Source organism: Enterobacter sp. GER_MD16_1505_Eko_090 (assembly GCF_003331015.1).
Lineage (GTDB): Bacteria > Pseudomonadota > Gammaproteobacteria > Enterobacterales > Enterobacteriaceae > Enterobacter > Enterobacter roggenkampii.
In genome coordinates, this window is sequence record NZ_PUQF01000005.1 from 263,183 (window position 1) to 275,453 (window position 12,271).

10 protein-coding genes and 1 pseudogene are annotated in these 12,271 nt (G+C 48.7%); all 11 read right to left on the minus strand.

Annotated features, from left to right (window positions below; all coding sequences use genetic code 11):
* Window positions 1–53 precede the first annotated feature (53 nt).
* A complete protein-coding gene (locus tag C6A40_RS08140) occupies window positions 54–305 on the minus strand; it encodes a hypothetical protein (protein WP_045334249.1) in 252 nt (83 codons plus the stop codon).
* Complete coding sequence (locus C6A40_RS08145; protein WP_114191259.1) at window positions 298–588, minus strand: hypothetical protein; 291 nt, start codon at window positions 586–588, stop codon at window positions 298–300. The genes C6A40_RS08140 and C6A40_RS08145 overlap by 8 nt, the downstream gene beginning before the upstream one ends.
* Window positions 589–1,161: 573 nt before the next feature.
* Window positions 1,162–1,440, minus strand: a pseudogene (locus tag C6A40_RS08150) (PAAR domain-containing protein); the annotation flags it as partial.
* A 30-nt stretch (window positions 1,441–1,470) separates the two neighbouring features.
* Window positions 1,471–3,072, minus strand: coding sequence for a type VI secretion system protein TssA (gene tssA, locus C6A40_RS08155; RefSeq protein ID WP_045334247.1), 1,602 nt, complete (start codon window positions 3,070–3,072; stop codon window positions 1,471–1,473).
* Complete coding sequence (locus tag C6A40_RS08160; RefSeq protein WP_045334245.1) at window positions 3,072–6,530, minus strand: ImcF-related family protein; 3,459 nt, start codon at window positions 6,528–6,530, stop codon at window positions 3,072–3,074. Before C6A40_RS08160 ends, tssA begins: the two co-directional genes overlap by 1 nt.
* A complete protein-coding gene (locus C6A40_RS08165) occupies window positions 6,527–7,735 on the minus strand; it encodes a hypothetical protein (protein ID WP_039266810.1) in 1,209 nt (402 codons plus the stop codon). The genes C6A40_RS08160 and C6A40_RS08165 overlap by 4 nt, the downstream gene beginning before the upstream one ends.
* A 129-nt stretch (window positions 7,736–7,864) precedes the next feature.
* Entirely contained in the window at window positions 7,865–8,422 is a 558-nt protein-coding gene (locus C6A40_RS08170) for a M949_RS01915 family surface polysaccharide biosynthesis protein (protein WP_039266811.1), read from the minus strand.
* A gap of 49 nt (window positions 8,423–8,471) precedes the next feature.
* On the minus strand, window positions 8,472–8,966 hold the full coding sequence (locus tag C6A40_RS08175; RefSeq protein ID WP_072205015.1) for a sugar ABC transporter permease: 495 nt from the start codon (window positions 8,964–8,966) through the stop codon (window positions 8,472–8,474).
* A 29-nt stretch (window positions 8,967–8,995) separates the two neighbouring features.
* On the minus strand, window positions 8,996–10,837 hold the full coding sequence (locus C6A40_RS08180) for a TIGR02594 family protein (RefSeq protein ID WP_045334242.1): 1,842 nt from the start codon (window positions 10,835–10,837) through the stop codon (window positions 8,996–8,998).
* 18 nt (window positions 10,838–10,855) lie between these two features.
* Window positions 10,856–11,272: a DUF4431 domain-containing protein gene (locus C6A40_RS08185; RefSeq protein WP_039266813.1), complete on the minus strand. Its 417-nt coding sequence runs from the start codon at window positions 11,270–11,272 to the stop codon at window positions 10,856–10,858.
* Window positions 11,273–11,275: 3 nt separating this feature from the next.
* A partial coding sequence (locus C6A40_RS08190; RefSeq protein ID WP_133293455.1) for a DUF2345 domain-containing protein occupies window positions 11,276–12,271 on the minus strand: 996 nt, incomplete at its 5' end.

Below are 12,271 nucleotides of genomic sequence, written 5' to 3' on the forward strand. Positions count from 1 at the left end.
TTCAGGGATCAAGTGAAGCCATCACAGCCTGCAACTTATTGATATGGTATCGACTAATATTTCTTGCTTACTCGCTTAAACACCATAAGAGAGACAATATAAATAACAACAAAAGCAATATTCGAAGAACCATAAAACAGCCAAACAATGGAGTAGGTTTCGTCAACCAAATAATCCAGAGTTGTTCCAATTAACACGGATTCAAAAGTGTATTTGATATCCATGAGTGAAAGGGAAAGAATTGTTGTACTGACCAGTAAAAACAAGGCTACAGGCACAAAAGCTAGCAGTATACGCTTAATCATTCTCAATTCCCTGGGATTGGCTGAATGTTGTGGGGGCATAACCGCTCGAGCCTTTTCCGGTGAGCCCACTTCCTTTGCCTATTGCCCCGGCAGTTTCATTACCGCTGCCTACACCATCAATTTCTTTATAATCTGAAGCGTTATGATAGCTGCCCTTAAATTCGTCAGTCATTTTAATTATTCGCATATCAGCTGGATTTAGAGCTAAATCCTCCAGATAAGCATTCAAAGACGATGGGATCGCAAAGTCTTCACTGTAACCCAAAGAGTCTAGCAGTCTCACGTCAAATATTCCTGTACCTGCTTTTTTAAGTCCCGTTACTGACGTTGTAGTACAGTTGTTAACTGCCAGGTTATATCTATCAATAACGCGCCCATCTTCTTTTATTTCCGCACTGGTATTTTTTCCATCAGGGTGAACGCTGCTGGATGACCATTAAGCATTAAATATTGATAGCGTGTTGGATTCATCGACGTCCAGTATTTTAAAAACTGACGCCCTCATTCGATAAAGTTCTTTTGCGTAAAACCTTACCGCTCTTTCGCTGGAATATTTAATCAACACGCCTTCACCTACAGGACTAAATCCTTCCTGATCATATCGTCCATAGGTGAACACATAGATCATATTTTTAAAGTGTATTGAAACGAAAGCATGTCCTGCACCTTGGGTTTCTGTCCAGAGGAAAACGCCATCACTCAGTTCATTCGTTTCTGCAATACACTCTCCCGCAAGGTCATATTGACCAGACTGGCTACAATCAATTCCCGGAGCAAACATCGTATCAGCCTGTGAGCCAGCCAGAAACGATGTCTTTCCAGCTCCTCCTGCATCTGAAATTGCACCAGCCGAACTCTTCTCATACGTATCATTCATCATCGACGGAATAAACTTAGCCTTACATGGACAGGTACTGTAGCTATCGAGTGTTCCGGCCATTCGCCTGCCGTGTATGGTATCGTTGTCGATGCCACCGGCTATCCTGTAAAGCCCGGGATATTTTCCACAGGTCACGCTGTCCTGCTCACGCGCAACCAGTTTATCAAACAGAGTGTGATCCTCGGCGCCCGAGGTAATTCTCCCGCCGCAGGTCGTTTTGTCACCCTGCACCAGATAAAAACCTTCTGTTGGCATATGTTTTCCTTTTAGTTGTATTCCGTCCTGTTACCCACAAAGCACCGCACTGCCTGCCGGGTCGAGCGCAATCAGACCGGCCAAAAGCTGGTCCATCTCAGGCTGAAGGCGTGACTTATCGGTTTCACTGCGTGTGGCTTTCATGCGCAGCAGTCTGAGGCGACGAGATTTCACTTCAAACAGCAGTGTCGGTGTCCACTGCGTGAGGGTGATTGACCGTGCGGCGCTATCGAGCTCACCCAGCAGATGCAGGGCCAGCTCATTTTTACCCTTTTGCTCGGCTATGCGGGCCATCAGCAGGCGCAGCAGCCATTTGTCTTTTGTAGAGTCGCAACCAGGATGGGTCTGGAGCCAGTGAAGTGTGGCATCCAGACCGTCAGTGTCCGCTTTATCCAGCGCTTCCGGCTCGAGGAGCAGGATATCGTTATCTGTCTTACCAGCAGCACTGACCGACTCATCCCGCCAGCTGGACAAATCGTCCAGCACGCTCTGATTTATCCAGTTGAGCGTGACCTCATCGGCAAACGGCGTTCCGTCATTAAAGGCCAGCGTTTCAAGTCCTGTGAGACGGCTCAGCAGCCCTTTCAGATCGGCGATGATGATATCGGCCAGCACATCGTGCCCCAATTTCACCAGAGCCTGGTGGATATACCACTGCAAATCCAGCCAGAGGTGATTAGCACCACGCGAGAAGGTGCTGTCCGCCTGCTCCAGTATCTCCAGCCAGCTCTGCTGCAGGTACAACCGTTTAAGCATGGCCCGCTGGTCAGCCCGCGGTGGTTCGATACGTGTTTTCCCTTCGGCATCCGGTGCAGGGATCGCTCTCAGCGTGTCATGGCGCAAGCTTTTCATCAGCCGGTGTGCGGCTAGCCAGCCATCAGGCTGCTCGCGCAGATATCCCGTCAGGGTACGGGCCTGGGCCAGCAAATCCTGACCGGAGGTGATGCGGTTCAGAACCGGCGCATCTGACTCGGTCGCATGCGTAAAGGGCTGTGACTGCGCCTTATTCCCTGCGTTCTGCGGTACCACGGCATCCACACCCCCGGCCTTCATCAGGCGAGACTCCAGCCCGCTGTACAGGGCATTCAGCTCTGGCCGCGATGCTTCCGGCTCGGTCTCCAGACGGGTACTGATGAGCAGCAAGGCCCCGGCGGTACGCTGTGCATCCTCGCGGATGACCTCCGGAAACAGTGACAGACTGTCCAGAACACGGCTACCGGCAAGCCATTCCAGTGCAGCCTTGCGGCTTCGGTCCCGCTGCGGGTGAAGCTGCATGCCGTAGCGCTGCAATAATCCGGCAAGCAGTTCAAGCCCTTCGGCAAAGCCGGCTTCGCCATCCTGGTGCAGTCGCGCCCAGCAGTAATAGGTCGCAATACGGATGTCTTTGGCTGTGGTGGTCAGTAACTTTTCAGCAAGCGTGCATATCAGTTCGGTATCAATTCCGGAGAGCTTATTAACCTCTTCGCGGATACGCTGAAAATCATCGTCATATCCCGGGTCTTCCCCGGTCGGACTGGCTACGCTTACCGGAGCAAGCCAGGGCTGCCAGTTATCCGTGCGCGTCTGCGCCTGTTCACGCAGCTGAGCATCGTCAGCCTGACAGGCGATAACCAAATTCTGCAATGTGCTCATTATTCGACGCCCTCCATGTCATTGTTTTCCGTATTAGCCATCAGCGCCTGAGCGGTGGCCGCGCTGTCGACACTGAATATGTGATCCGGCAGCGTGAAACCACGCAGATCCAACAGCGCCAGCGGGCCTTTTCCGAGTTGTGAGCGCAGCACCCACTGCAGGGTGCGACCATCCGGTGCAGTAAAGCTCATCATCCACTGGCTGCGGTCCAGCTGCTGACGCTTGCTCAAGTCCAGCAAGCGGATAAAGCCCCAGGTCCCGCTGTAATCCCCGAACAGACGCGCACTGGCGTTGACCGTGGTCCATGTCAGCATCGTTCCCGGTTTGTAAGTCTCTCCCGGCCAGCGGAAGCTTTGCCAGTCGGCCATCTGGTTGAAGTAGTGCAGCTTTTGTCCATCAATGGTTAGCTGCGTCTCCACCACCTGTGGCACAGGACGCGCCTGCAGCTCAAAGCTGATGCCCTGACTACCATCGGTGAACAGGATGTCTGACAGCTGGCTCAGCTGGTTAATGGCCCGCAGGAAGGCCGGGTTAAAGTTCAGTCCCTGGCTGTTGACCTTATCCGGTACCCACTGGCTGCCCTCTTTGTGCAACACACCGTTGAGCTCTGTCGACAAGAAGCGCTCTATCCGTCCACTGTCCTTACGGACAAATTCAGCCAGCATCGGTAAAGAGGCATCGCTTTTGCTGGCAGCAAACGGGAAACGGCCGTCAAAGGCAGTTTGCCAGTTCGCGACAACCGAGCGGCTCCATTTGTCATTCAGACTGGCTGCCGACGGCTGAAGTACGGTCTCCCAGGCCTGGGTCAGCGGCTGCACAAACATTGTGCTGCCAAATCCGCTCCACTCCTCACCAAGACTTGCCGAAATCAGGCTACCGTATTGCTGAGTGTCGGTGAGGTCCACGCTTTTGCCCTGGAATACGGTCTGCGCCAGGGTCTGCATCATTGCCTGCGGGTCAGAAGCGCTGGCCACCTGCTGCAGTCGCAGACGCACGCGGGTGATACGGGTCAGATACGTCTGCAGACTCAGGGTGTTGTCCGCCGACATGACATTACCACCTTTGTTTTTACCCAGAAGCTGTAGCAACGGGCCAAAGGTTTCATCGAGCGGCCCCTGTGGGCCTGACGCAGACTGGTCAATCGCCGGTTTATCCTGTCCGCCGACCAGGTCTTTAGCCGATTTGATGATGGAATCCGAAAGGCCTTCGTTTTGCTGGCCGGTTTGCCCCTGCCAGGCGAGGGTGTTCATCAGGGCAATCAGTGGCGACTGGCGGACATCGCTCATCAGCGTCAGCTGGTCGGTAACGTCCGCAATATTGTTTGCCGGGTTCCAGTGCAGACTGTTGAGGAAATTCAACCAGCTGCCGGCAAAGTCAATGAAATAACGCTCTGTCAGACGTGCTTTGAGCGCTTCCGGCGACAGATCTGCCGATACGGCTTTACGGGAATCGCTCAGCACCCAGTCGATTTCATCCCGGCGGGAATTTGCAGCCTTTTCGATAGCCTGCTGAATGCCCCCTTCCCAGGCCTGGCGGGTGAACATGCCCGGCACGACCACCTCGGTAGTAAAAAGTCGACGCGCATCGGTACCGCTGGTCATGTCCTCCAGGGAAACATCGGCGAAGTTACGACGCACTGACTTGAGCATATTTTCATACAGGGTGCTTTCAGCGTTACGACGCCCGATTTGCTGCAGCAGCACCTGGCGAATCTGGCTCACCAGCTGCGCATCCGGTGTGATTTTCCACTGTGGCTGCGCGGGCAGCTCGGCGATATAAAAAGCCCACAAATCCGGCACCAGGCTTTGCCACAGGCCGGTTGAAATCCCCATCCGCGTGGGCTGCACGGCTTTCAGGGTCTGTGCATAAAATGCGCCATCGACTTTATCCGGACGGGCCATCATCAGCCAGGCTTTCAGCTGGTCATAACCTGGCTTCGCCAGCTGTGCACGCTGGTCGCTGTTGGGGGCAGAATTTGTCAGCGCGGTGAGCTTCTGCTTAAGCGCTTCATTTGCCGGGTCGCGTATCAGACGGTTGTTCGCCACGCCGTACCAGGGCAGCATCGCGTCGAACAGCTGCTGGTTATGGTCCAGACCAAAGCGCTGATACCAGGGCGCACCGTCCTGAATATGATGCTGCAGGCGACCGGCTTCATTACGCAGGGTATGCAGGGCCGTCAGCTGATAATCCGATACAGAGGGATGCTCCACCAGATTGCGGGCCTGACCTGCCACAGAGGAAATCTGACTGTAGTTCAGGGCAAAAGAGAGCAACAGCCCGGCTCCCCAGACCCCGGTGATAGTCATCAGCGTCCAGGCGAGCGTCTGCTCCCACGCCATACCGACCCGGCGACCGCGCACGCGGGTACAGTCATCAACAATCCCCTGCCAGATCACCGGCAGAGTCAGGGCATGGCGCTGTGATTCCGGGACATATTCGTCTTTTTCCTGTGACGCACCGGCGTGTTTATTGTCCGGCAGGCTGAACATCAGGCCACGCAGCGGAATGCGCTGCTGTGAGCTATACAGCCACGGCGCCAGTTGCCGGGCCCGGCGGGCGATACCGCCGTCACTGAGGTACTGGCCAAGGCGCAGCAGGAAGTCATGGCGGGTGTTCTCAGCGACCTGGCTCACCCCCTGCGCCCGCAGGGCCGGCAGCATCAGTTCAAGCTGGCGGGTAATATCGTCTTCCCTGGCGCGTGGCGGGAAGCTGGCCCCCACCGCCTGCTCAGGGCGCGTCGCCTGCGGCCAGGCGCTGTCGCACAGCTGCCACAGCCAGACCGGGGCTGAGTAATGCAGCAGCTCGCTGAGCTTTTCCAGCCCGCGTAAATCGTTGTCGCTGATTTGTGGGGTCAGGTTAAGCGACTGCGGCATGACGCGGACAATACCGTCCAGTGGGCGCCCGCGACGCAGTTTACGCAGCGCGGCGTATTTTTCTTTATCAGGCTCAGCAGTCAGACTGCCGCCGTAAATCAGAACGGTACGGTTACCTTCAAGCCACTGGTTTTCCTGCAGGCCAGGTACCAGCAGTTCGATTGCTGCCTCATCGCCAGTGATTAACAGCAGACGGGTTTTACGACGCCAGTAAAGGCCAACACGGGAGCGAAGATGTCCCCGAATCTTGTTACACATGGCCACTGCAGGGTGAACAGGTGCTTTATCATTTTCCCGTTTCTTTTTCTCATCATCACCGTTGGTATTGTCGACAAGCGCATTAAACTCCTGCTTACCGGCACTACGAACTGCCGCCAGAAGCACTACGGATACGATAAGGGCAGATCCTGAAATACATCCGCCGGCGATGAGCCAGTGAATTTGCTGCTGACTTCCGTCTTCAATCCCGGCTATATCCGGGTGCTTCCAGACCATGAACGTCATAACGGCCAACAGCAAAAAGAAAATCAATGCGACAGCAAGATAGCGGCCTTCCGTAGTCTTCGGTGCTAAGGGTAGCTTCACGGATCCATCTCCTGTCGGGAAGCAATCGGGGTAATGAGCGTGCTCCACAGCACATTCTGTGTGGTATCACCGCAGATAATCATCTGTGGTAACTGAGTTTGTCGGGCAATTTCGGTGGCGGCAGCGATAGCCAGCCAGGGGGCCGCGGCACCGGCATGTCCCATAGATGTATCGAGCGAAATGACGGCTTCGTCCTCTACAGATTGCGCAGGGTGCGCATTCTGGCACGCGATAACTTCTGCACGCTGCTCACCCGTCAGCCCGGCAAGCCACATATTTTTCACGATATTTTCTCTGAGCGGGGCGTTATAGGCAGCCATGTTCATCCCCTCCCTCAGCTCACCGGTTGGAGCAGCATCTGGCCGATGCAGCAGCGCGAGAGGTTCGAGAGCCTCCTGCGTCAGGCGGTTGCCAAGAAGTAGTGCTACACCGGCTTCAGCTGTGTTGTCAGATTCGGCAGGCTTTAACTGGAGACCCACAATCAATAGCATTGCTTTATCTTTAATACGTTCATTCAACCAACGGTCGATTACACTGAGCCCACTCCCCTCACCATATTCAACAGGAAGAGTAATATTGCTATTTTGCCAGGTTTCATCCCAGTAATGGCGAATACTCTCCAGAGGCAGCGATGTTGTTACATCAAAAAATATGACCAGTGGTACTTTGTCAGGGATATGTGCGAAAGGAATGCCAGCAATCAACTTCGAAAAAATATTCGTTATCACAAATTTTAGCGAGTCCTGCGGGCTAGAAGAAATTTGGCTCATCCTGGAGCTTTCATTACCATCCCGGTCGACCTGCGAAACAATAATGCTATCGTTATTTTGCATCGCAATAGCTGTATCTTTCTGAGCAACTGATGAGTGGCCGGTAATGAATGTTGCATTCAGCACCTGCAGTGCACGACGTGCCTTACGGGTTTCGCGAAGAATCCATTGTTCTCGTTGTTTGTCGAAAGCATTTGCTTTGCTATCCTGCAATGCCCACAGAAGCAGACAAGAAGCAAACGGAACACTCCACAAAACGATAGGCACACCTAAAGCAATTTTCCAAAAATACAGGTTTTCAACATAACGCCCAAATATACGCATTAATATAACACTGACCGAAAGCATGGCAATCAGAGCAATAATCCAACGAGAAAATTTCAGAGGCTTAGGTCTGGGGTAGCATTCTGGCAAATGTTTAAGTGTATATAACATTCATTCTCTCATATTACAGATTAACTAAATTGGCTTTGGGTAAATATGAGGTGAGGGAATAATTTACTTAAAACCACGTGAAAGGTCACAATCAAAAAAGGTTCATTATTTTAATGAAGGATAAACACGTTAATTTAATTTGGTCGTTGAAATAGACCTCCATTTCTTCAGCATGTAATTTAGCAGTTGCTTATCGTTTTTTAGATTGTAATCTGGAACCGGAGGGCTTTCTCCACCATACCCACCGTTTTCAACTATGATATGCTCTTCCCCTCGTAGGGAATATTTTACTCCATTTTTATACGCGAAATACTTTACAGTAACTGGGTCTATCCCACCAATACATCCAATTTTATAAGCAAATAAAACAGTGCCTTCGCCATCGGCAAAACTATTGTTTACTTCAATTGATTCTTTTATCAAATTCAGATTAATATCCACTTCACAGTCATTAACATAATCATTTAGAATCCAATCATCCTTTCCCTTCGTCACCTGTTTTACTGACAAATGTTCTCCAATGTTATTCTGGTTAATCTCCTTTTTTATCACCAGTAAATGCTCACCAGAATTGTCTTTCCACCTTACTTTAGGGGTTAGATCTTTAGCAAAAGTAGAGCTCACTGGGTACAAAAATAATATGCAACTCAACCTAAACAGCAGCAAAAGTGCCGAATAACAATTCATCAATAATACCCTTTATTTAAAATGAGATGCGAACTTCAAAACTCACAAGCTATTTTTGTAGCATAAACTTATTTGCAGTTTTGCAAGCTAAAGTTCCGTCAGGAAGTGAGTCAAACAAAGAGGTAAACTTATATAGAACTGTTTCCCCATTAACTTTCTTAAATTCAATAAAATACCCATAGGCACCATCATCATCACATTTTTTTCTCATAGACTCCGGTAGTGCAAAAGATACATTCCATACACACACTTTTTCATTTGGGAAAACTGCCGATGTGTTAACAGGATACTTAGACTTTTTGTCCACTCCCCAACCATAGTAAACCTCAGATACATTAACAAGTGTACTGTATTTATTTTTGATAAGTAAGTCACTTTCAATATATTGCTTCACTTCTTTTGAAGCCATTTCAATCAACAATTTCTTGTTATTTGTTTTGAAAATTTCTCTTAGAGAATCTATATTTGATTTATCCATACACTCTACTGCCAGTACAGAGGAACTGTAACAAAGTGACAACGCTAAAACATAATGATACTTCATATTACCTCCAGTATTAAATTTTTTATTTATCACCTTGTTCTTTCATCTTCATTCGAGGGTAGATTGGCTCCAAGGCTTTCACGCAACTCTGCAATATTAGACATTGTTGTTTTCCTCAAACCTGAACTTATTGTTTTTTGTGCATAAGCATAATATGGCTTAGGTACATAGAACCCTATCAATTCATAATGTAACCGCCCATTTATATAAACTTGATACAATGGATTTATAGTAACACTATCTCCCTGATTTCCGCCAAGCACACCTATTTCACCATCTTCAAAAAAACAGTATATAAAAGCAACGTGTCCTGTCCAAGATCCTTTTTTCCGCAAAACAACTATTGCACCGTATATAGGTTGAGATATTTTTATAAAATTTTTGTTTTTCGAGAAAGATTGAGAACTGGCGCTACCAGATGTCGAATACCCTGACTCTTTAAGGCAATAATTTATAAAAGAAGCACACCACGGATTAGAATTACCAACCATGGAAGACATATTAATGCCAGTCTTCTTATGGTAGTTTATTCCGCCATCGCCTTCCTTTACACGCCCCCATTTCCATCGAGTCTCTCCCTCCTCGAATGCAACCGCCATCCACGGAGCCTCTCTCTGATCATGAGGTAGTAACGCAATCGGATTACCAGAATTTTTCCCTCCAACTGAATCAAGTGTTTTTTTATTTTCATTGTTTATACTATTTTTTTCAGGTTTTTTAATAGCTGGTTTTGAGGCTATCGGATTTGCAACTGGCTTTTCAGTTTGACCAGACGTAACATTGCCACTTTTGTCTATAGAAATTGATTGTCCCGGGTATATTTTATTAGGATCTGATATATTATTCTGCCGCGCAATATCATCAACATACACACCATTTTTTTCTGCGATCTTCACCAACGTGTCCCCTGGAACAACGGTATAGTTCGAAGGCCCATTAGCATTGACACCATATATAGTCAAATGCTGGCCAGGGAAGATCTTACTCACATCTTTTATATTATTGTTTTTGGCAATCTCATCAGTGCTTGTCTTATAACGTTCGGCAATTTTCGAGAGAGTGTCGCCTGACATGACTGTATACTCAATCGGTTTTTGAGTACTCTTCGCACGTGGAACTTTGGGAGTATCGGCAAGAGTTTTTGCAGAGAATTGAGAAAAATTTCGCGTGAGCAGTATATTCTTCGTTTCATCCCCAGCAACTGCTGAATAAACAACATCCTCTTTTCCAGCAGAATTAGTATATTTGACGACAATAGCCATTCCTTGTTTCGTATGAATGATTGTCTTGAGCTTGCCGTAAGCGTCTGTTTTCCACTCGTAGCTAGTGCTTCCGAGCGTCACTTTAAATGGCACATCAGCAACTGGGCGGGAGCCGTCTGAAACAGTCACATTTGTCACATACACCCATTTTTCGGTGCCCGGCTTCAAGCCACCTTCCTTTTTGCTAATTGCCTTGATTACCTTACTGAATTTTGAATCGTCAAGTTCTCCTACTTTCTCCCCCTGAGCGACCCCACTTTCAGACATGATAAAATTGGCATAAGCTTCAGGGTTATTACCATCATTCCCCGGAGCATATTTTTTCATCATTTCTGGAATAGTAAAATCCTTATATTTTCTTTTGAGCAGAGATCGTTTGGCATTATCACCAGCTTCTATGCTAGAAAATATTGCGAATGAATGTTTGTCTGGATTGTAGACAACTCCAATACCGATTTTTCCTTTCTGATTTTTTACAGAAATAAGGTTTCCTGGGTTATTGAATCGCCAATTCAGTGAGCCCCCAGTTTTTAACAATCTTGTGCCATTTGATGACTCATATTCTACCGTTTTTGTCGATGCATGATAAATAGCATTTATAAAGCGCATTTTAATTAATCCTCTCTGCTATTTGCCTGCAACTTCAAACTTGGCATCATCTAATAAAACAGGCGTCATGTGATATCCGGTCTCTGCAAGAAATATTACGCCATCAATACTGACACTTTTTCCTAGAAGTCTTTTATTTGCTTTATAGTCATTACTATCACGCATTATCAACTGAACGTCCTGATTCCAGTTTTGGTTGTCAGTATCTGCGTCTGTTACACACGTGAGTGGCTGTTTTAAATGCAATATCCACTCATGTAGCTTCTCATCATTCGCTTTATCCTCCCCCCAGCCAGGAGGGCCGTAGTATAATTTTTCGCTAACAACTCCTGTCAGACTTACTTTATCCCCTTCCTTTAAGCAAGTAGCAGATGCACTAAAGCTAGAAAGCACGATCATAAAGCAAAAAATAGACTTCCAAATTTCCTTTAACATAGATCACCCTGTCGTAGTTAAATTTAATAGTTTTGCGATCATTGATTCTGTTAGCGCAGAAGTATGATCTTCTGCTGTCTCGGTATCATCCGAATCGGTATCAGACTCCAGTGATTCTATATCTTCCGCACTATCTACCTCAGCCTCTTCGACTGATGTTGGAAGCTCTTCTTTGAGCCAAGTCTCTCGCCCTATGATTAAGTTTAATGTATCGCTTTCAGGCAGCACTATTTTTGGGAAGCGACCTGAACTGTCTACCGTGCCGGTCGACAGGATTTTCCCATTGCTGTCAGTAATGTTGTATGGCTGATTTGTCATCCAGTCCATACTTTGGCTGACACTATCGGCGCCAGGGAAAGCAAAACGCAAGCTTTGTTCGCCAGGTTCCATTACAGGAAAGACAGGCAGCGTGACCTTTTCTGATGCGCTTGCCTTACGCCCATAATGTCCTGCTTTCGTACGATATTCACCTGCAGTAGCAGATTCAATCGCACTTGCATCAATCCTGATATAGCTCCCACCACCATTCAGAGTCAGCTTCTTCTTCGCGATGATTTTTATTTCATCTTCCGTGCTTACGATGCTGATTTCTTTTCGTGCCAGCAATGCCATCAGATCGTTCTGCGCCTGTACCTGTACCGGTCCCTGGTTTGCTATCAGCTTTATGCCCAGCTTACGCACAAAAACGCTCAGGGCATTGCCCACCCCGATAAACAGATTTTTCACCACGCTGACGTCTGCATTTTTTCCGGCGGTGGCAATCAGGTTCTGACCGGCCGATACATGCAGGTGCTGTCCGCTGGTCAGCGCCATCCCCTCCGGTGCGCTCATCAACAGCACCGACTTTTTAAGGTCCGTCAGTTGCTGTTCCAGCAGCTGAATCTGCGCCTGCAGATCGGCCGGGTTTGCGGTCGCCTTCTGTGCATCATCGGAGATGGACGTCATCTGCTCCCGGGCATCACCCAGATTGCTGACCGCTGGCTGCATCTCCAGAACCTG